This is a genomic window from Pararhodobacter sp. CCB-MM2, assembly GCF_001691415.1.
In the GTDB taxonomy this organism is placed as follows: Bacteria; Pseudomonadota; Alphaproteobacteria; order Rhodobacterales; family Rhodobacteraceae; genus Pararhodobacter.
Map to the genome: position 1 here is coordinate 1 of NZ_LRRR01000014.1, position 19144 is coordinate 19144.

At 68.1% G+C, this 19144-nt stretch carries 19 protein-coding genes; 10 read left to right on the forward strand and 9 right to left on the reverse strand.

Annotated features, from left to right (window positions below; genetic code table 11):
- The first annotated feature begins 100 nt into the window (after positions 1–100).
- Positions 101–817, forward strand: coding sequence for an alanyl-tRNA editing protein (locus BCY78_RS14100; RefSeq protein WP_068303008.1), 717 nt, complete (start codon positions 101–103; stop codon positions 815–817).
- 109 nt (positions 818–926) lie between these two features.
- On the opposite strand, the gene BCY78_RS14105 is transcribed toward BCY78_RS14100, so the two are convergent.
- From BCY78_RS14105 to BCY78_RS14125, 5 genes are all read right to left on the reverse strand, one after another.
- On the reverse strand, positions 927–1853 hold the full coding sequence (locus tag BCY78_RS14105) for a DMT family transporter (protein WP_068303010.1): 927 nt from the start codon (positions 1851–1853) through the stop codon (positions 927–929).
- A 122-nt stretch (positions 1854–1975) separates the two neighbouring features.
- The gene (locus BCY78_RS14110; RefSeq protein WP_068303012.1) at positions 1976–2362 is read right to left on the reverse strand and encodes a DUF2147 domain-containing protein; all 387 of its coding nucleotides are present in this window, start codon (positions 2360–2362) and stop codon (positions 1976–1978) included.
- 71 nt (positions 2363–2433) lie between these two features.
- Positions 2434–2850: an EVE domain-containing protein gene (locus BCY78_RS14115; protein ID WP_068303015.1), complete on the reverse strand. Its 417-nt coding sequence runs from the start codon at positions 2848–2850 to the stop codon at positions 2434–2436.
- Positions 2847–3224: a VOC family protein gene (locus tag BCY78_RS14120; RefSeq protein WP_068303017.1), complete on the reverse strand. Its 378-nt coding sequence runs from the start codon at positions 3222–3224 to the stop codon at positions 2847–2849. Before BCY78_RS14120 ends, BCY78_RS14115 begins: the two co-directional genes overlap by 4 nt.
- Positions 3225–3267: 43 nt before the next feature.
- Positions 3268–3966: a YafY family protein gene (locus tag BCY78_RS14125; RefSeq protein WP_068303019.1), complete on the reverse strand. Its 699-nt coding sequence runs from the start codon at positions 3964–3966 to the stop codon at positions 3268–3270.
- 207 nt (positions 3967–4173) lie between these two features.
- Between BCY78_RS14125 and BCY78_RS14130 the strand changes: the two genes are divergently transcribed.
- The 7 genes from BCY78_RS14130 to BCY78_RS14160 are packed head-to-tail and all read left to right on the forward strand — an operon-like array spanning position 4174 to position 12079.
- On the forward strand, positions 4174–5211 hold the full coding sequence (locus BCY78_RS14130; protein ID WP_068303021.1) for a rod shape-determining protein: 1038 nt from the start codon (positions 4174–4176) through the stop codon (positions 5209–5211).
- Positions 5212–5240: 29 nt separating this feature from the next.
- Positions 5241–6254: a rod shape-determining protein MreC gene (gene mreC / locus BCY78_RS14135; protein ID WP_068303023.1), complete on the forward strand. Its 1014-nt coding sequence runs from the start codon at positions 5241–5243 to the stop codon at positions 6252–6254.
- An 8-nt stretch (positions 6255–6262) separates the two neighbouring features.
- On the forward strand, positions 6263–6799 hold the full coding sequence (locus tag BCY78_RS14140; protein WP_068303025.1) for a hypothetical protein: 537 nt from the start codon (positions 6263–6265) through the stop codon (positions 6797–6799).
- Complete coding sequence (gene mrdA / locus BCY78_RS14145) at positions 6796–8745, forward strand: penicillin-binding protein 2 (protein WP_068303027.1); 1950 nt, start codon at positions 6796–6798, stop codon at positions 8743–8745. The genes BCY78_RS14140 and mrdA overlap by 4 nt, the downstream gene beginning before the upstream one ends.
- A gap of 12 nt (positions 8746–8757) precedes the next feature.
- Positions 8758–9906 carry a rod shape-determining protein RodA gene (gene rodA, locus BCY78_RS14150; protein ID WP_068303028.1) on the forward strand — a complete coding sequence of 383 codons (1149 nt, stop codon included), beginning with the start codon at positions 8758–8760 and terminating at the stop codon, positions 9904–9906.
- A 32-nt stretch (positions 9907–9938) separates the two neighbouring features.
- Positions 9939–10877: a glyoxylate/hydroxypyruvate reductase A gene (locus BCY78_RS14155; protein ID WP_068303029.1), complete on the forward strand. Its 939-nt coding sequence runs from the start codon at positions 9939–9941 to the stop codon at positions 10875–10877.
- Complete coding sequence (locus BCY78_RS14160; protein ID WP_068303038.1) at positions 10877–12079, forward strand: FAD-binding oxidoreductase; 1203 nt, start codon at positions 10877–10879, stop codon at positions 12077–12079. Before BCY78_RS14155 ends, BCY78_RS14160 begins: the two co-directional genes overlap by 1 nt.
- Here BCY78_RS14160 and rnr read toward each other — a convergent pair.
- The 3 genes from rnr to BCY78_RS14175 all read right to left on the reverse strand — a co-directional run bounded on the left by rnr (position 12076) and on the right by BCY78_RS14175 (position 16704).
- Positions 12076–14304 carry a ribonuclease R gene (gene rnr / locus BCY78_RS14165; protein WP_068303042.1) on the reverse strand — a complete coding sequence of 743 codons (2229 nt, stop codon included), beginning with the start codon at positions 14302–14304 and terminating at the stop codon, positions 12076–12078. The two genes, BCY78_RS14160 and rnr, sit on opposite strands and share 4 nt — an antisense overlap.
- 269 nt (positions 14305–14573) lie before the next feature.
- Positions 14574–15356: an SDR family NAD(P)-dependent oxidoreductase gene (locus BCY78_RS14170; protein ID WP_068303044.1), complete on the reverse strand. Its 783-nt coding sequence runs from the start codon at positions 15354–15356 to the stop codon at positions 14574–14576.
- Between the two features lie 76 nt (positions 15357–15432).
- Positions 15433–16704, reverse strand: coding sequence for an acyl-CoA dehydrogenase family protein (locus BCY78_RS14175; RefSeq protein WP_068303046.1), 1272 nt, complete (start codon positions 16702–16704; stop codon positions 15433–15435).
- Positions 16705–16827: 123 nt separating this feature from the next.
- On the opposite strand from BCY78_RS14175, the gene BCY78_RS14180 reads away from it, so the two are divergent.
- Positions 16828–17829 (forward strand): phosphotransferase, encoded by a 1002-nt coding sequence (locus BCY78_RS14180; RefSeq protein WP_068303049.1) that lies wholly within the window; start codon positions 16828–16830, stop codon positions 17827–17829.
- On the forward strand, positions 17826–18479 hold the full coding sequence (locus BCY78_RS14185; protein ID WP_068303051.1) for a GntR family transcriptional regulator: 654 nt from the start codon (positions 17826–17828) through the stop codon (positions 18477–18479). Before BCY78_RS14180 ends, BCY78_RS14185 begins: the two co-directional genes overlap by 4 nt.
- Here the strand turns inward: BCY78_RS14185 and BCY78_RS14190 are convergent.
- Positions 18476–18946, reverse strand: coding sequence for an Rrf2 family transcriptional regulator (locus BCY78_RS14190; protein ID WP_068303053.1), 471 nt, complete (start codon positions 18944–18946; stop codon positions 18476–18478). The genes BCY78_RS14185 and BCY78_RS14190 overlap by 4 nt on opposite strands.
- Positions 18947–19144: the final 198 nt, after the last annotated feature.

A 19144-nucleotide genomic window follows, 5' to 3' on the forward strand; every position in this document is an offset into this window, starting at 1 on the left:
CCCCCGACCAGCCGCAGCCGCGCCCTGACCGCGACCGCTCGGATCTGGCCGGGCAATCCGTCGACCAAAGCGACATCAATTTCCGCGAGCAACAACCCCGATGACCGATCCCCTGTTCCGCAAGGATGCCTATCTGCGCCAGTGCACCACCACCGTGACCCGCATCACCGAGGACGGCGCGCTGGTCGTCGCCGCCTCGGTCTTCTATCCGCAGGGTGGCGGGCAACCGGGTGACACCGGCTGGCTGGACTGGGACGGGCAGCGGCTGGAGGTGGCGAATACCCGCAAGGAAGGAGCGACCGAGGTCGCGCTGATCCTCGCCGAGGGCGCCCCCACCCCGCCCGAAGGCGCCGAGGTGACGATGGAACTGGATTGGGAACGCCGGTATCGCCACATGCGGGTCCATACCGCGCTGCACCTTCTGTCGGTGGTCATCCCCCTGCCCGTCTCGGGCGGGGCCATCGGGGCCGAAAAGGGCCGGCTCGATTTCGACATGCCCGAAGCGCCCGAGGACAAGGACGCGCTCGAGGCCCAGCTGAACGCGCTGATCGCCCGCGACCTCTCCGTGTCCGAGAGCTGGATCACCGATGAGGAGATGGAGGCGAACATGGACCTTGTGAAGACGATGTCGGTTCGCCCGCCGATGGGTCAGGGCCGCGTGCGCCTCGTGCGGATCGGCACCGAGGATGAGCAGATCGACCTCCAGCCCTGTGGCGGGACGCATGTCCGCTCGACGGCCGAGATCGGCCCGGTGACGCTGGGCAAGATCGAGAAAAAGGGCAAGCAGAACCGCCGGGTCTCGTTGCTGCTTGCCTGAGCCCTTGCGGGGAGGTCGCAGGGGGCTTTGCCCCCTCGGCTTCGCCTCACCCCCAGGATATTTGTGGAGTAAAGATGGGGCCGGCGTCGTGCCCCTGTATCTTTGCTCTCTAAATATCCTCGGGGGTGTCCAGAGGGGGCGGAAAGCCCCCTTTGGCCCGCACCCACCGCCAGACCCTCCCGTCGAGGATGACGAGCCCCAGCGCGATCAGAGCCATCCCCGCCACATGCCGCGGCAGAAGCGCCTCGCCAAGGAAGGCGATGCCAAGCGCAATGGCGCTGACTGGCACCAGGAAGGTGACGAGGAAGGCGTTCACCGCGCCCGCGCTGGCGATCAGACCGAAGTAGAGCCCATAGGCGAACGAGGTCGACAGAACCGCCAGCCCCAGAAGCGCGGCCATCACGCCCCAACCGGGGAAGGCCAGCGTCCAGGGTTGCTCACGCAGGGCGACGAGCGGCAGTAGCATCAGTGCGGCGCAGCTGACCTGACCGAAGGCAAGCGTCAGCGGCGGCAGGGCGAAGACCCGCAGGCGGCGTCCCCAGACGCCCGCCAACGCGTAGCTGAAGGCCGCGCCGAGGCAGGCGGCCTGCGCCCAGAAGGTGCCATGGATCGCGCCCGATCCCATCATCACCGCGACACCGGCGAAACCCGCCAGCACGCCAGCAAGGCGTGCGCGGGTCAGTTTCTCGTCCTGCGTCGCCAGATGTGCGACCACCACGCCCCAGAGAGGCGTCGTCGCGTTCAGGATCGAGGCGAGGCCCGAGCCGATCTGCCCCTGCGCCAGTACGAAGAAGCTGAAGGGAATGACGTTGTTCAGAAGGCCCATCACCGCCAGCGCGGTCCAGGCTGCGCGGCCCTTGGGAAAGGGCAGGCCCAGCAAAGGCAGTGCCGCGGCCAGCACCAGCGCGGCGAAGCCGACACGGGCCAAGACGATGGTGAAGGGCGGCAGATGGGGCACTGCCACGCCGACAAAGAAGAACGAGCCGCCCCAGAGGACGGACAGAAGGATCAGGCGCAGCCAGTCGCGGCCGGACATGGAGGGGACTCCCGGTGTTGCTCAGGGCCTCACCCTGCCGGATCCGGGCCACAAGACGCGACCCGGAACCTGCGCAAACGCGGTGGATTTAGGATGCGTGCCGGTACGCACCGCGTGGCGGATCAGTCGCGCGTCCAGGTCTGGTCGCGGCAGATGAACAGCACGCAGCCGGCCACCGTCAGCTGGTCGCCCGCGAGGTCCATGCGCGACCGATACGTCTGATCACGGTCGGGCGCATAGATCTGGCCGTCGCGATACTGGCCGTTGCCGCGCGGCTCCATGTCCCAGACAATCTGGCGGCCGTTGTTGGCCGACTGCATTGCCGCGCCCGAGCCGTTGTAGCTCTCGATCAGCGTCCCACAGAGCGTGTCGCCGCACATCGACATCTGGATCACGCCGTAATTGCCGTTGTCATCCGGCTGCGTGCGCCAACGGCCCTCGGCCGGATCGGCCAGCGCGGCCCCGGCGGTCATCAGCAGCGCGGCGGCGGCGAGAATCGTGGTTTTCATGGTAGCTCCTCCCGTTTTCGCGCAGCATCCTCCAGCGCCCGGCCCGTGGCAAGCGTGGCGTGGCGTCCGCCTCACACCCCGCGCATCGCCTGCGTGATCACCGCCATGTCCTCGGCCGTGACCTCGAACAGGCCGTATCGGAAGGGCGCGCCCCAGTGCTGGCCGCCGAAAGACAGATGATCCAGAAGCGGCCGGATCGGCGCGAAGCCCACCGGCTCCCAATGAACATCGCGGCGAAAGGCGGTCCAGCCGCCGCCCATCACGCCGGGATAGGGCGCCCCCTCGGCCACCGTGCCGAGCGCCGTGAAGCTTTGCACCTGCGCGCCGTCCTTGATCCGTTCGCGCGGCGAGTAATAGGCCACGCGATCACCGGGCCGGAGGCGCCGCAGGGGCGCCTCCTTGCCGTGGTTGACCTGCATGAAGCCGCCCGCCCGGCCGATGGCCACATGCTCGGCGCAGGCGACGGCGATCCAGTGGCGCGCGCTCATTGCGGGGCCGCCGCGCGGACATAGGGGCGAAGGCGGTGGCCGTCCGGGTCGGCGACCACGAAACCCTCGCCGAAGCTCATCGCGGTGATCTCTTGCAACAGCGGCGCGCCCGAGGCGATCAGCCGGTCGCGCAGGGCCTCCAGCGCGGCGCGGTCGGGCACGGTGAAGCTGAGCTCGCCGCCGCCCGGACGGATCGAGGCCGCGGGCGCCACGTCTCCTTCGCGCCAGAGGCCCAGCTTGGCCGAGGGGCCGAGCGCCAGCATGGCATAGGTCGGCGACTGGAAGATCACCGGGGCGGCCAAGGCCTGCCCGTAGAAGCGCGCGCTGGCGTCGGGATCCGAGACATAGAGGATGAAAAGCGGGTCGATGGACATGAAAGCCTCCTTGGTTGCGAGGCCGGTATCGCAGGGGTGAGTGTCAGCTTCTGTCAGCAGCGCGCATCCGCTCGCTCTCGCGCCAGTCGCGCAGCAGGGCGTGGCGGCGGCGGGGGAAGCGGTCGGGGAGGATCTCGCAGGCGGCGATGCAGTCCTCGCGGAAATGCCGGATCGCGCCGCGTAGCTCGCACCAGCCGACCAGCATCTGCACGCTCTCGAAGAACCCCAAGGCCACCGGCCAGACCACGCGGCGCGTCTCCTCGCCGGCAAGGCTGCGATAGCGCAGGGCGACCTTGCGCTCCTCGCGCATCGCCTCGCGCAGGGCGGCCATCGCGCCACCTGCCGCCCCCGGCAGACGCGGTGGCACCAGCAGGGGCGAGGTGTCGACGAAGAAGCGCAGTTCCTCAGGCAGCACGGCGCCGATCCGGCCCAAGGCCTTGCCCGCCGCACTCGCCAAAGCCGGGTCCGCGCGCGCCGCGACCAGTCGGGCACCCAGCACCAGCGCCTCCAATTCGTCGCGGGTGAACATCAGGGGCGGCAGCAGATAGCCCGGCCGCAGGATGTAGCCCACGCCCGCCTCGCCTTCGATCACCGCGCCCTGTGCGCGCAGCGCCTCGATGTCGCGATAGACGGTACGTAGAGAGGTACCGGTCTCCTCGGCGATGGCCTGCGCGGCCAGCGGGCGGCGGTGGCGCTGGAGGATCTGCAACACGGCAAGCAGGCGTTCGGAGCGGGTGGTCATGGCGCCACCCTCGCCTGCTCCGCGCGCGCCGGCAATGCCTGCTTTCGCGGCATGCAGGCCTTCAGGACTTCGTGACTGCAATCGCGGCAGATATGCGCCGATCCGGCGGGCCGGGGGCCTTTACGCCATGGGCTTTGCGGGCCTATAAGGGCCGCGCTCGCCCCCGCCCCTCAGCGGGGGCCTTCCATGCTATGGGACACGCACCACATGTTGGGACTGACTGGCCTCTTTTCGTCGGATATGGCGATCGACCTTGGGACCGCGAACACGCTGGTCTACGTCAAGGGCCGAGGCATCATCCTGAACGAACCGTCGGTCGTGGCCTACCACGTCAAGGACGGGCGCAAGCAGGTTCTGGCCGTGGGCGAGGACGCCAAGCTGATGCTGGGCCGTACGCCCGGCTCGATCGAGGCGATCCGCCCCATGCGCGACGGCGTCATCGCCGATTTCGATGTGGCCGAAGAGATGATCAAGCATTTCATCCGCAAGGTGCACAAACGCTCGACCTTCTCGAAGCCGAAGGTCATCGTCTGCGTGCCCTATGGCGCGACGCCGGTGGAAAAACGCGCGATCCGTCAGTCGGTTCTGTCCGCAGGCGCCCGCCGCGCCGGCCTGATCTCGGAACCCATCGCAGCCGCCATCGGCGCCGGCATGCCGATCACCGATCCGACCGGCTCGATGGTCGTCGACATCGGCGGCGGCACCACCGAGGTGGCCGTGCTGTCGCTGGGTGACATCGTCTACGCGCGCTCGGTCCGCGTCGGCGGCGACCGCATGGACGAGGCGATCATCAGCTACCTGCGCCGCCATCAGAACCTTCTGATCGGGGAATCGACGGCCGAGCGCATCAAGACCACCATCGGCACCGCCCGCATGCCGGACGACGGCCGCGGCAAGGTCATGCAAATTCGCGGCCGCGACCTGCTGAACGGCGTGCCGAAGGAAATCGAGATCACCCAGGGCCAAGTGGCCGAGGCGCTCAGCGAAACCGTGCAGACCATCTGCGAAGCGGTGATGATCGCGCTGGAAACCACCCCGCCCGATCTGGCGGCCGACATCGTCGACCGCGGCGTGATGCTCACGGGCGGCGGCGCGCTGCTCGGCGATCTGGATCTGGCGCTGCGCGAGCAGACCGGCCTCATCATCACCGTGGCTGACCAGTCGCTCAATTGCGTGGCTCTCGGCACCGGCAAGGCGCTGGAATACGAGAAGCAGCTGCGCCACGCCATCGATTACGAAAGCTGACCCTCACGGGGTCCCGATGAGAGAAGGCCGTGCCTAGCGATCGCAGCAACGAGGCCGATTATGTCCGCCCGGTGCGCCGACTGGTTATCGGCGTGCTGGTCTTGCTGCTGCTTGGCCTCTTCCTGCTCTGGCGCATCGACAGCCCAAGGATCGAGCGTTTCCGCACCGCTGTCGTGGACGCTGTCGTGCCGAACATGGACTGGGCCATGGCGCCGGTCACCCGCGTCGCCCGGATGATCGAGGATTTCCGCTCCTACGCGCGGATCTATGAACAAAACCAGGAACTTCGCCGCGAGCTGCAGCAGATGCGCGCCTGGCGCGAAGCCGCGCTGCAGCTGGAGCAGCGCAACGCCCAACTGCTGGACATGGCACAGGTGCGGCTGGACCCGCAGCTCACGCATGTCACCGGCGTGGTCATGGCCGATGCCGGCAGCCCCTATCGCCAGTCGGTGCTGCTGAACGTCGGTCAGCGCGACGGGATCGTCGATGGCTGGGCGGTGATGGATGGCCTCGGCCTTGCTGGACGGATCGCGGGCGTGGGCGATCGGTCCTCGCGGGTGATCCTGCTCACCGATTCCAACAGCCGGGTGCCGGTGCTGATCCAGCCCTCGGGCCAGCGCGCGCTGATCTCGGGCGACAACACCCCCCTTCCCGCGCTGGATTTCGTCGAGAACCCCGAGGCCCTGCGCCCCGGCGACCGCGTGGTCAGCGCCTCGGATGGCGGGGTCTTCCCGCCGGGTCTGCTGGTCGGCGAGGTGGTGATGGCCACCGATGGCCGCCTGCGCGTGCGGCTGGCTGCGGATTACGGGCGGCTCGACTTCCTGCGTGTGCTGCGGTCGCGCCCGGCCGAGCGGATCGAGGAAACCGGCACCCTCCTGCGCCCGGTCGATGCGCTGGGAACGCCGCTGGACCCGGCGACCGGCGCGCCGATGCCGCGCAGCACCCCCGGCACGGCCGAGGACCCGCTGGCGCCGATCCCCGCCGTGCCGACGCCCGGCCTTGCGCCCGGCACCGATCCCGATGCGGCCCCCGCCAATGAGTGAGGCCCGCGATGAATGAAAGCTGGCGCCTCGACACCCTGGCCTATCTGGGCCTCTACCTGCTGATCGCCGCCGCGATCATCATGGCACGCATCCTGCCGCTGACCAACGATTCGGGCTGGCCTGCACCGGACTTCCTGCTGGGGCTGCCCCTCGCCTGGGTCCTGCGCCGCCCCAGCCACCTGCCGGTCCTCGCCATCGCGCTGGTGTTTCTTGTGGAGGGGCTGTTCGTCATGCGTCCGCCCGGCCTTTGGGCGCTGGCGGTGGTCGTCGGTTCGGAATTCCTGCGCCGTCGCCAATCGGTCGTGCGCGAGATGAACCTGCTGCTGGAATGGGCCATGGTCGGCGCCGTGATGGTGGCGATGAGCATCGCCTACCGGCTGGCGCTCATGATCGTGATGGTGCCGCGTGACCCGCTCGACTTGAGTGCGGTCAAACTTGCGGTCACAATCCTCACCTATCCGCTGATGGTCTGGGTGTTGCAGACCGTGCTGCGCGTGCGCAAGCCCGCCACCGGCGAAGTCGACGAACTGGGTCGCAAGCTATGAAGAGACCGCCCAAGGACAACGAGGAAAGCGCGCGCAAGATCTCGCGCCGGGCTGCCCTGCTGGGCGGCGCGCAGATGGTCTTTGCTGGCGTTCTGGTGCTGCGCATGCGGTCCTTGCAGCTGGGCCAGTCCGAGGAATTCCGCCTGCTGGCCGACGAGAACCGGATCAACATCCGGCTGCTGCCCCCCGCGCGCGGCATGATCGTCGACCGCAACGGCGCGCTGCTGGCGGGCAACGTCCAGAACTACCGCATCGTTCTGGTGCGCGAGGATGCCGGCGAACCCCGCGCGGCGCTGGAACGGCTGGCGCAGCTGGTGCCGCTGACGCCCGAGGACATCGAACGCGCCGAGCGTGAGATCATGCGTCATCGCCCCTTCGTGCCGGTGACGATCATGGACCAGCTCAACTGGGAAGAGGTCGCCCGCGTCGCCGCCAACGCCCCCGCCATGCCCGGCATCACGCCCGAGGTCGGCTGGACCCGCTTCTACCCCTATGGCGCGGAATTCGCGCATTCGGTGGGGTATGTGGGCCCGGTTTCCGAGGCCGATCTCGCCGCGCGCGAGAACCCGGACCCGCTGCTGATGATCCCCCGCTTCCAGATCGGCAAGATCGGGGTCGAGCGGGAATACGAGGAAACCCTGCGCGGCTCGGCCGGACATCGCCGGGTCGAGGTCAACGCCGTCGGCCGCGAGATGCGCGAGCTTGACCGGCAAGAGGGGGATCCCGGCTCGAACATCCAGCTGACGCTGGACCGCCGCCTGCAGGCCTTCACGCTGGCCCGACTGGGCGAGGACAGCGCCGCCGCCGTGGTGATGGAGATCCAGACCGGCAACATCCTCGCGTTGGCCTCCGCCCCGTCGTTCGACCCCAACCTCTTCGTCCGCGGCATCTCGGTCGCGGAGTACAGCGCGTTGCGGGACAATGACCACCGGCCGATGTCGAACAAGACCGTTCAGGGCGCCTATCCGCCCGGCTCGACCTTCAAGATGGTCACGGCGCTGGCTGCCTTCGAAGCGGGGCTCACCACGCCCGATGAACGCGTCTATTGCCCGGGCTATCTGGAAGCCGCGGGCCGCCGATTCCACTGCTGGAACCGCGGCGGGCATGGCCGGGTCAACATCACCTCGGCGCTGGCCGAAAGCTGCGACGTGTATTTCTACGACCTGTCGCAGCGCGTGGGCATCGACCTGATCAACGCCATGGCCGAACGCCTCGGCCTCGGCATCCGTTACGACCTGCCCCTGTCCGGCGTCTCGTCCGGCCTGAACCCCTCACGCGAGTGGAAACGCGACCGGCGCGGGGCCGACTGGGTGATCGGCGACACGATCAACGCCTCCATCGGTCAGGGCTATGTGCTGGCGACGCCCCTGCAGCTGGCGGTGATGACCTGCCGTCTGGCAACCAACCGGGCAATCATGCCGCGCCTTGTCCATGCCGTCGACGATATCGAACAGCCGATCCCCGACCAGCCGCCTCTGGGCCTGAACCCGGCCAATCTGGCACAGGTGCAGCGCGGCATGTGGGAGGTCTCCAACTCGCAGCGCGGCACCGCCTTCGGCTCGCGTATCGTGGCCGAGGCCATGCGGCTGGCCGGCAAGACCGGCTCCAGTCAGGTGTTCTCGATCACCGCGGCCGAGCGTGCCGCCGGGATCCGCAGCCAGTCCGAGCTGCCTTGGAACCGCCGCGACCATGCGCTGTTCGTCTGCTACGCCCCCGATGTCGACCCGCGCTATGCCGTGTCCGTGGTGGTGGAACACGGTGGCGGTGGCTCGTCGGTTGCCGCGCCGATTGCGCGCGACATCATTCTTGCCGCGCAGAACGGTGGCCTGCCCCCGGTCGAGGCCTACCCCTCGGCCCAGCGCAACCGCATCGAATCGATGATCCGCACGATCTCCGAGCAGATCGGCCCCCCCGCCACGCCAGACGACGCCCGCAGCCGCGCCTAGATCGGAGAGCGCATGAGCTACCTTGAGTACAACGTCAAACGCTCGCCCTCGGGCCTGCGCAAGGTGCTCTATGTGAACTGGGCGCTGGTGCTGCTGCTGTCGGCGGTGGCCTCGATCGGCTTCCTGCAGCTCTATTCCGTGTCGGGCGGGAATTTCGACCGCTGGACCGAGCCGCAGATGCAGCGCTTCGGCCTGTCGTTGGCGGTGATGTTCACCATCGGGTTCGTGCCCCTGTGGTTCTGGCGCTCGATGTCGGTGATGGGCTACGCCGTCTCCTTCGTGCTGCTTCTGGGCGTGGAATTCTTCGGCACCGTCGGCATGGGCGCCCAGCGCTGGCTGGAGCTGGGCCCGATCCGGCTGCAACCGTCTGAAATGATGAAGATTTCCATCGTCATGATGATGGCCGCCTATTACGACTGGCTGGATATCAAGCGCGTCTCGCATCCGTTCTGGGTGCTGGTGGCCGTGCTTCTGATCGTCGTTCCCGCCTTCCTCGTGCTGATCCAGCCGGACCTCGGGACGGCGCTGATGATCATCGGCGCGGGCGGCATGGTGATGTTCTTCGCCGGGGTCTCGCTGTGGTACTTCGGTGCGGTCATCGGGTTGGGCGTGGGCCTCGTCACCGCCGTCTTCATGTCGCGCGGGACGTCGTGGCAACTGCTGCGCGACTACCAGTTCCGCCGCATCGACGCCTTCCTCGACCCAACCTTGGACCCTTTGGGCAGCTCGTATCACATCAATCAGGCGATGATCGCGCTGGGATCGGGCGGCTGGTCCGGGCGTGGCTTCATGCAGGGCACCCAGTCCCGCCTGAACTTCCTGCCCGAGAAGCACACCGACTTCATCTTCAACACCCTGGCCGAGGAATTCGGCTTCATCGGCTCGGTCTTCCTGCTGACGCTTTATATCGGGATCATCGTCACCTGCGTGATCGCGGCGATGCAGGCGAAGAACCGCTATGCCTCGCTGCTGATCCTCGGCATCGCCGGCAACTTCTTCCTGTATTTCGCCATCAACATGGCCATGGTGATGGGGCTGGCGCCGGTCGTCGGCGTGCCGCTGCCGCTGGTCAGCTACGGCGGCTCGGCCATGCTGATGATCCTGATCGGCTTCGGCCTCGTCCAATCCGCCTGCATCCACAGGCCCCGTGAGAAATCCTGACCGACATCGGGAAGAAGCCTGAGGGAGACGGCATGAAAGTTCTGTTCGCAGCCGGCGAGTCGCGCTGGCCCATCTGGGAAGCGCCCCTGCGCGCCGCCATCGACGAGGCCGGACTGGAGATCGATCTGGTCCTCGACGCCGATCCGGCCGAGGTCGAGGCGATGATCTACGCCCCGACCAATGCCTCGGCCGGGACCACGAATGACGATTTCGCGCCCTATGTGAATTGCCGCGCCGTCCTGAGCCTCTGGGCCGGGGTGGAGAAGATCGTCGGCAACCAAAGCCTGACGCAGCCCCTGTGCCGAATGGTCGATCCCGGACTGACGCAGGGCATGATCGACTATGTCGTCGGCCATGCGATGCGGGCGCATATCGGCCTCGACCGGGTGCTGGCCACGCAGGACCGTTGGGAGGTCGTCGTGCCCCCGCTGGCCAGCGAGCGCCCGGTGGCGATGCTGGGCCTCGGCGCGCTGGGGGCGGCTTGTGGTCAGGCGTTGGCGGGTCTGGGCTTCCCCGTTCTGGGCTGGAGCCGCACCGCCAAGGACGTGCCCGGCATCACCTGCCACCACGGCCCCGAGGGCCTTCGCCGCGTGTTGGAGCAGGCGCAGATCGTCGTGCTGCTGCTGCCCTCGACCCCCGGCACCGAGAACACCTTGAACGCCGAGACCCTGTCCTGGCTGCCCAAGGGCGCCGCGATCATCAATCCGGGTCGCGGGCCCCTGATCGACGACGAGGCCCTGCTGGCCGCGCTGGAGACGGGTCAGGTCGGACAGGCCACGCTCGATGTCTTCCGGATCGAGCCCTTGCCGCAGGATCACCCGTTCTGGGCCCATCCCAACGTCACTGTCACGCCCCATATCGCCGCCGAAACGCGCCCGACATCCGCCGCCCGCGTCGTGGCCGAGAACCTACGCCGCCTGCGCGATGGCGAGCCGCTGCTACACGTCGTGAACCGGGCCGAGGGTTATTGATGCAGATCGCCGTCGTCGGGGCCGGGATCATCGGACTGACAACGGCGCATCGCCTCGCGCTCGAGGGCCATGACGTCATGGTCATCGCCCCCGCCGAGGAACCCCACCGCGCCTCGACCGGCAATGCGGGCACCATCGCCACCTATGCGCTGGACCCCGTCGGCACGCCGGGCGTGCTGCGCGACGCGCCGAACCTGCTGCTGAACCCCGACAGCCCGCTGGCGATCCACCGCCCCTCGGCCTTGTCGCTGGTGCCGTGGCTCCTGCGTTTCGCCCGCCAGTCGCTGCCCGTTGCCGCCCAGCGCAACCGGCAGGCCTTGGCCGGGATCGCGCTCGATGCCGATACCCGCTGGCGCGCCCTGATCACCGCGCTGGGGCTGGATGCGCTGCTGCATGATCGCGGCGCGCTCTATGCCTATGACAGCCCGCAGGCTCTGGCCCGTGGCGCGGAAGCGATGAAGGCCCGCCAAGCCCTCGGCGCCGCGGTCGAGATGCTGTACGCCCCCGCGCTGCACGCCCTCGAACCCGCCTTGCCCGAGGGCCGTTTCGCCGGCGCTGCACTGTTTCCCGGCACACTCTGGCTGGACGATCCCGCCGCCGTTCTGACCCGCCTCGCCGCCTCGACCCGCGCGCACCGCATCGACGCCCGCTCCCTGTCGCTGGCCCCAAAGCCGCAGGGCTGGCAGATCGACACCGACCGCGGTCCCTTCAGCGCCGAGGCCGTCGTGCTGGCCGCCGGCGCCTGGTCCGCGCCCCTGCTGCGCCCCCTCGGGGTCAAGATCCCCCTGACCGCCGAACGCGGCTATCACCTTGAATTCGATGGGATCGAGCCCCTGACCCGCCCGACCTGCCCGGTCGCAAAAGGCTTCTATTTCACGCCGATGAAGGGCCGTCTTCGTGCCGCCGGGACGGTGGAACTCGGCGGGATCGGCGCGCCGCCATCCCCGCATCGCTGGGAAAAACTGGAACAGGGCGTACGCTCGGTCTTCCCCGATCTGCCGCCGCCCTCACGCCGCTGGATGGGCCTGCGCCCGTCGATCCCCGACAGCCTGCCCGTGGTCGGCACGGCCCTCCCCGGCCTGATCTGCGCTTTCGGCCATGGCCATATCGGCCTGACCTTGGCGCCCCTGACCGCGGAGCTGGTCAGCCGCGCACTGGAGGGCGAAGCCCCTCAACCCGCGCTCTCCCCCGCCCGGTTTTAGCGTTTCCGCTCGCGCTTTTTCCGCGCGGCGATCTTGCCCGCCTTCTTGGCCGCCCCCTTGCGCGAGATCGGCCCGCGTGAGCGCCCGTTGCGCCGCGCCCGCGCCATCGGCGCGCCGTCGACTTCCAGCAGCTCCAGCACTACGCCGCCGGTGATCGCCTCGGCCTCGGCCAGCTTCACCACCACGCGTTGCCCCAGCCCCAGAACGGTGCCGGTCTTCTCGCCCGTCAAGGTCTGGGTGTCCTGATCGTGGCGGAAATACTCGTCGCCGAGCGAGCGGATCGGCACCAGACCATCCGCGCCGGTCTCATCCAGCTTCACGAACAGCCCGAAGCGCGCGATGCCGCTGACCCGCCCCTTGAACACGGCACCAATCCGGTCGGCCATGAAGGCGGCAAGGTAGCGGTCAGTCGTGTCCCGCTCAGCCGCCATCGAGCGGCGCTCGGTCTCCGAGATCTGCACCGCCGTCTCGGCGAGGTTCTCGATATCCCAATCCGTCAGCCCGTCATCACCCCATTTGTGGGCCTTGATCAGCGCGCGGTGGACGATGAGGTCGGAATAGCGCCGGATCGGCGAGGTGAAATGCGCGTAATTGCGCAGGGCGAGGCCGAAATGGCCGAAATTCTCCGGCGCGTAATAGGCCTGCGTCATCGAGCGCAGGGTGGCCATGTTGATCAGCTCGTCGAACTCGCTGCCCTCGGCATCCGACAGAAGCTTGTTCAGATGCCTTGTTTGCAGCACCTGCCCCTTGGCCAGCGTCAGCCCCGCCCCCTGCGCCACCTCGCGCAGGGCCTCGATCTTCTCGACCGTCGGTTCCTCATGGACGCGGAACAGCAGGGACGAGCGATGGGCGTTCAGCTCCTCGGCGGCGGCGACGTTGGCCATCACCATGAATTCCTCGATCACCTTATGCGCGTCGAGACGGTCCTTGAAGGCGACCGAGGTCACCTCGCCCGCGTCGTTCAGCACGATGCGGCGTTCGGGCAGGTCCAGATCCAGCGGCTGGCGCGCGGCGCGGGCATGAAGCGTGGCTTTCCACGCGTCATAGAGATGCCCCAGCCCCTCGGCCAAAGGCGCGCTCTGCTCATCGGGCCTCCCCTCGAACGCGGCCTGCGCCTGCTCATAGGACAGGGACGCGCGCGAGTTCATCAAGCCGCGCACGAAGCGATGGGAGGTCTTCTCACCCTGCGCCGAGACCTTCATCTCGACGGCCAGCACCGGGCGGTCGACGCCCTCGTGCAGGGAGCACAGATCGCCCGACAGCCGGTCCGGCAGCATCGGCACCACGCGGTCGGGGAAATAGCTGGAATTGCCGCGCTTGCGGGCCTCGCGGTCCAGTTCCGAGCCCGGCCGGACATAGGAAGCGACATCGGCAATGGCGACCCAGACGATGAAGCCGCCGGGCTGCTTGGGATCGGGCGCGGCGCAGACGGCGTCGTCATGGTCGCGCGCGTCGGACGGGTCGATGGTCAACAGCGGCAACCCGCGCAGGTCCTCGCGCTTGCCCGCGGGCAGCTCGGGCGCGGCTTCGGCCTCGGCGATGACCTCATCGGGGAAATGGTCGGGGATGCCGTGCTGGTGGATGGCGATGAGGCTCACGGCCTTCGGCGCACCGGGGTCGCCCAGCCGGTTGACGATGCGCGCGCGGGGCAGGCCCATGCGCGCCTTCGAGGTCTGCTCGGCCTCGACGAGTTCGCCGTCCTTCGCCCCGCCGCTATCGGTCCGGGGCACGAGGAATTCCAGATCCGCGCCCTTGTCGATCGGCAGGATGCGCCCGAATTCCGACCCCGCGCGGTAGATGCCCAAGACCGTGCGCGGCCCCGATTGCAGCTTGCGGATCGGATGCGCCTGCCAGACGCCCTTGACCTGCACCAGCTTCGCCAGCACCCGGTCACCCGCGCCCATGGCCGGCTGGCCCTTGCGCTCGATCACCAGAATGCGGACGGGCTCGGAATCTTCCTCGGCCAGCTCCGCCAGCAAGTCGCCCTGCGCATCGGGGCCGGTGACGCGGATGATGCCGACGGGCGGCACACCGCCGCCCCGCGTCCGGCGCTTGCGGCGCTCATAGAGGCCGTCGCGCTCCAGCTCCTTCAGCATCGCCTTGAGGTCGATCTTCGCCGCCCCCGACTTGATGCTGAAGGCCCGGGCCACCTCGCGCATGGTCGGGTGGCCGGGCTGGTCGTTGAGCCATTGGGCGAGGTCGGATTTCGAGGGCAGCTTGTCCATATCCCGGCGCTACCACGCAGCCCCGCCGCCGTCACGCACAAAGGCAGAACCGCCGCCGCCCGCTCCCCTCAATATCTTCGTTCCGAAAATATCCCGGGGGGTGAGCGGCGTCTCGGAAACGCTCCGGTGGAGCGTTTCAGCCGCGAACGCGGTGCCCGTGGCACCGCCGGAAGAGGCCGCAGGCCGAGGGGGGCAGAGCCCCCCTTCTTCCGTCGCCCAAGGCCTGCGTGCCGGAGGCATGCCGGACGAGGGCGAAACCCCTCACCCGGTCACAGCGACCATTTCGGCGTGAACGGCAATTGCGCGGACAAAGCCCCGTCCACTGCCAGAACCTGCCCGTTCACGTAAGACGCCGCATCCGAGGCCAGGAAGGCGACCGCCTCGGCGATCTCCTCGGCCTGCCCGCCCCGGCGCAGCGGGTTCAACTGGCCGATCCGGTCTTCGCGCCCGCGCGCCCGCGCATCGTCGAACAGCGGCGCAGTCATCGGCGTCTCGATCAGCCCGGGCGCCACGCCGTTGACGCGGATCCCGCGCCCGGTCAGCGCCATGGCCGTGGTCTGCACGAGGCTCACCACCCCGGCTTTCGAGGCCGAATACGGAATCGGCCCCGCCCCGGCCCGCAGCCCCGCGACCGAGGCCGTGCAGACGATGGCCCCGCCCTGCCCCATATGCGGCAGGCATTCGCGGATGGCGATCCAGGGGCCCAGAAGGTTGATCCGCATCACCTCCATGAAATCGGCGCTGGCGGTGTCCAGCTTGGGCATCAGGCCGCCGGTGATCCCGGCATTGGCGTGCAGGATGTCGATGGCGCCAAAGACCTCCAGCGCCCGCGCGACGATCCCCTGCACGCCCGCATCGGTGGCGCAATCGGTGACCACGGCCTCGGCCCGGCCGCCCGCGTCGCGCACCATGGCCGCGGTCTCCTCGGCCCCGGCCTGCACATCGGCCACGACGACCGAGGCCCCGCCCCGCGCCATCAACAGCGCCGTCGCCCGGCCGATGCCGCCCGCGGCGCCGGTGATGATGGCGGTCTTGCCCGTGAATTGTCCCATGGTTCCTCCCGGCCCCGAGGACGGACGGGGGCTCTGCCCCCGACCCCGGAGTATTTTTGACAAAGTGAAAGCGCGATCAGCCGTCGAGCGCGGGGTTCCGGCCGCGGTTGGTCACGAAGGGCGCCCAGCCGGGGTGGTTGAGCCCCTTGCGCTTCTTCACTTCCATCCGGGCCAGCTGGTCGCGGTGCACCTCGTCCGGGCCATCGGCCAAGCGCAGGGCGCGCAGGCCGGCATAGGCCAGCGCCGTGCCGAAATCATTGCCGGTGCCGCCGCCACCGCAGGCCTGAATGGCCCAGTCGGCGATCTTGCAGGCCATGTTCGGCGCGGCGATCTTGATCATGGCGATCTCGGCCTTGGCCTCCTTGTTGCCGACCGTGTCCATCTTGTGCGCCGCATGCAGCGTCAGCAGGCGGCACTGGTCGATCATGATCCGCGCCTCGGCGATACGCTCCCGCGTGACGCCCTGTTCGGCGACCGGCTTGCCGAAGGCCACGCGCTGCAGCGAGCGGTCGATCATGATCTCCAGCAGGCGCTCGGCCATGCCGATCGTACGCATGCAATGGTGGATACGGCCCGGCCCAAGGCGGCCTTGCGCGATCTCGAAGCCCCGCCCTTCCCCCAGCAGGATATTCTCGGCCGGGACGCGCACGTTCTCGAATAGCACTTCCGAGGCCCGGTCCGGCACGCCGTAATACCCGAACACCGGCAGCGAGCGCAGGACGGTGATGCCCGGCGTGTCCATCGGCACGAGGATCATCGATTGCTGCTTGTGCCGATCCGGGTTCGTGGGGTCGGTCTTGCCCATGAAGATGCAGATCTTCGTCTTCGGGTTCGAGGCGCCGGTCGTGTACCATTTATGCGCGTTGATGACGTAATGATCGCCGTCGCGCTTGATCTCGGCCTGAATGTTCGTCGCATCCGACGAGGCCACGGCGGGCTCTGTCATGGCAAAGCACGAGCGGATCTCGCCATTGAGCAGCGGCTTCAGCCAGCGCTCCTTGTCGGCCTCGGTGCCGTAGCGCTCGATCACCTCCATGTTGCCGGTGTCGGGCGCGTTGCAGTTGAAGACCTCGGGCGCGAGGAAACTGCGGCCCATGATCTCGCACAGATACCCGTATTCGACATTGGAGAGGCCGGCGCCCTTGTCGCTGTCGGGCAGGAACAGGTTCCACAGGCCCGCTTCGCGCGCCTTGGGCTTCAGCCGGTCGAACATCGGGTAGATCGCGAAAGGGCCCAACTCCTCGGCTTCGCGGAAGAACTCGGCCTCGTTGGGATAGATATGCTCGTCCATGAAGGCCTTGAGACGGGCCTCGTAATCCAGCACGCGGGCGCTCTTGTCGGGTACCATGATGTCCTCCTCCGTTGCAGGCAGCCTAGCGAGGCCTTTCCGTTCTGACAAGATCGTCTGACGATCTGGCTTGACGATGTCCCGACGCCCCGCCAAACTTCGCCGAAAGCGGGAGGGGATGTCATGGCCGAGGCCGAACTCAATGCCTGGATGGCGCAGCATGTGGCGGGCTATCGCGGTCCGCTGACCCTGACCCGGCTGAAGGGCGGGCAATCGAACCCGACCTGGCGGATCGACGCGGCCTCGGGCGCCTATGTCCTCAGACAGAAACCCGTGGGCAAGACCCTGCCCTCGGCCCATCAGGTCGACCGCGAATACCGGGTGATGAAGGCGCTGGGGCAGACCGATGTGCCCGTGCCCCGGATGCTGGGCCTGTGCGAGGACGAGAGCGTCATGGGCTCCATGTTCTTCGTCATGGAGCATCTGGAAGGCCGCACCCTGTGGGACCCGCGCCTGCCCGAGATGACTGCGCCGGAACGCACGGCGATCTTTGACGCCATGAATGATGCCATCGCCAAGATCTCGATGGTTGATCCTCTGGCCGTGGGCCTGGGCGATTACGGACGGCAAGGTGGCTATGTGGAGCGGCAGGTCTCGCGCTGGACCAAGCAATACCATGCCTCGGAGACGCACAAGATCGCGGCGATGGACAACCTGATCGACTGGTTGCCGCAGAACATGCCGGCCGCGCCCGAGGAGATCCGCATCGCCCATGGCGACTTCCGGCTGGACAACCTGATGTTCCATCCGACCGAGCCACGCGTCCTGGGCGTGCTCGATTGGGAGCTGTCGACGCTGGGCGATCCCTTCGCCGATTTCGCCTACAACGTCATGGTCTGGCGCATCGCGCCGGGGATCTTCCGGGGCCTCGGCGGGGTCGATCTGAGCGGCACCGGCATCCCTACGGAAGACGAGTATATCAACCTCTGGTGCCGCAAGACCGGGCGTGAGAGGCCCGAGAACTTCGACTTTTACGTCATTCTCAGCCTGTTCCGCATTGCCGCCATCGTGCAGGGCATCGCCAAGCGCGCGCAGGACGGCACCGCCAATGACCCCCGCGCGGCCGAGATGGGCAAGGTCGCAGGCCCCTTGGCCGAGGTCGCCTGGGAGATGGTGAAGCGGTGAGCCCGACCTCCGGCCCCGAGGCGCTGGTGCGCGACGTGTTGCAGGGCCTTGCCGAGGGCCGCTTCGTGCCGGGCCAGCGGCTGGCCGAACCCGATCTGATGGCGCGCTACAACCTTGGCCGCTCGACGGTGCGCGAGGGTTTGTCGCGACTGGCGGCCTCGGGGATCGTGGTGCAAATGCCGCATCGGGGCACGCAAATCCGCTTCCTCAGCCGCCGCGCCGCCGCCGATGTGCTGCGGGTGACGGAGCTGCTGCTGGGACTGGTGGCCCGGCAGGCAGCCGAGGCCGTCGCGCAAGGGTCGGATCCCGCCACCCTGCTGGCCGCCACCGCCGAGTACGACGCGGCCGAAGGCGATGACCGCCCCCGTGCCCGCGCCCGCTACTATCGCGCGCTGACCCAGCTGGCCGGCAATGCCGAGCTGGAGCGCCTGCTGCCGACCTTGCAGGTCCATCTGATCCGGGCGCAGTTGCGGCTGAAACGCCCGCCCGGCCGCGGTGCGCGTGCGGCGCTGATCGCCGCGGTGGCCAAGGGGAACCCCGAGGAGGCCGACAGCGCCGCCCGGCGTCATATCAGCAGCCTGATCGACATGTTGCCCGGCCTGCCAGACAGCAGCTTTGCCCCGGACCGGATGCCGGCGCCGCGCGCTTAAAGCGTCGCGCTGGGGGCCGTTACCGGGGCGCGCTGGCCGACCATGCTGGCACGCTCCAACAGCACTGGCGCGCATTCGGCATGCGACCGCAGCGCGCGCTCCAGCGAGATCTGGTCGAGGCTGGTGTAAAACGCAGCCTTCGCCACATCGAGCACCGGAAAGACTCCGCAGCGATCCTCGATCAGGCAGCTGGTGCAATCGACGATCGGGCCGTCATTCTCCATCAGCCGGGCGATCTCGCCGATGGTGATGTCCGCGGCCGGTCTTGCCAACTCAACCCCTCCGGCCCGCCCGCGCGTGCTGGAAAGGATCCCGCCGTCCACCAATTGGTTGACGACCTTCATCACGCTGCTGAGCGGGATTTCGTGGGCCCGGGCGATCTCGCCGATCGACACGAGGGTGCCGGGGCGCGTCGCCAGATAGAGGCAACTGCGGAAGGCGTAGTCCGTAAACTTCGAAAGGTTCATGGCGGGACGGTCTGAAACCAGAGGGAAAGGGTCGCAATCGGTAGTCCGGCACGCTCCCTAATGCGAGTCTTTCATTTTGGAAAGACCCTATCAAAGATGAATATGAATTGCGGAATTACCCTGATGCGGGAATGTCACGAAAGGATGTTACCCGCGCGCCTTCCCGACCCGTCCGAAACAATCGCGCGCGTTGAGCGT

Excerpts from the sequence above, each read along its gene's own strand:
- BCY78_RS14100 (WP_068303008.1), top strand. The coding sequence starts at position 101 with ATGACCGATCCCCTGTTCCGCAAGGATGCCTATCTGCGCCAGTGCACC.
- BCY78_RS14105 (WP_068303010.1), bottom strand. The coding sequence starts at position 1,853 with ATGTCCGGCCGCGACTGGCTGCGCCTGATCCTTCTGTCCGTCCTCTGG.
- BCY78_RS14110 (WP_068303012.1), bottom strand. The coding sequence starts at position 2,362 with ATGAAAACCACGATTCTCGCCGCCGCCGCGCTGCTGATGACCGCCGGG.
- BCY78_RS14115 (WP_068303015.1), bottom strand. The coding sequence starts at position 2,850 with ATGAGCGCGCGCCACTGGATCGCCGTCGCCTGCGCCGAGCATGTGGCC.
- BCY78_RS14120 (WP_068303017.1), bottom strand. The coding sequence starts at position 3,224 with ATGTCCATCGACCCGCTTTTCATCCTCTATGTCTCGGATCCCGACGCC.
- BCY78_RS14125 (WP_068303019.1), bottom strand. The coding sequence starts at position 3,966 with ATGACCACCCGCTCCGAACGCCTGCTTGCCGTGTTGCAGATCCTCCAG.
- BCY78_RS14130 (WP_068303021.1), top strand. The coding sequence starts at position 4,174 with ATGTTGGGACTGACTGGCCTCTTTTCGTCGGATATGGCGATCGACCTT.
- BCY78_RS14140 (WP_068303025.1), top strand. The coding sequence starts at position 6,263 with ATGAATGAAAGCTGGCGCCTCGACACCCTGGCCTATCTGGGCCTCTAC.
- mrdA (WP_068303027.1), top strand. The coding sequence starts at position 6,796 with ATGAAGAGACCGCCCAAGGACAACGAGGAAAGCGCGCGCAAGATCTCG.
- rodA (WP_068303028.1), top strand. The coding sequence starts at position 8,758 with ATGAGCTACCTTGAGTACAACGTCAAACGCTCGCCCTCGGGCCTGCGC.
- BCY78_RS14155 (WP_068303029.1), top strand. The coding sequence starts at position 9,939 with ATGAAAGTTCTGTTCGCAGCCGGCGAGTCGCGCTGGCCCATCTGGGAA.
- BCY78_RS14160 (WP_068303038.1), top strand. The coding sequence starts at position 10,877 with ATGCAGATCGCCGTCGTCGGGGCCGGGATCATCGGACTGACAACGGCG.
- rnr (WP_068303042.1), bottom strand. The coding sequence starts at position 14,304 with ATGGACAAGCTGCCCTCGAAATCCGACCTCGCCCAATGGCTCAACGAC.
- BCY78_RS14170 (WP_068303044.1), bottom strand. The coding sequence starts at position 15,356 with ATGGGACAATTCACGGGCAAGACCGCCATCATCACCGGCGCCGCGGGC.
- BCY78_RS14175 (WP_068303046.1), bottom strand. The coding sequence starts at position 16,704 with ATGGTACCCGACAAGAGCGCCCGCGTGCTGGATTACGAGGCCCGTCTC.
- BCY78_RS14180 (WP_068303049.1), top strand. The coding sequence starts at position 16,828 with ATGGCCGAGGCCGAACTCAATGCCTGGATGGCGCAGCATGTGGCGGGC.
- BCY78_RS14190 (WP_068303053.1), bottom strand. The coding sequence starts at position 18,946 with ATGAACCTTTCGAAGTTTACGGACTACGCCTTCCGCAGTTGCCTCTAT.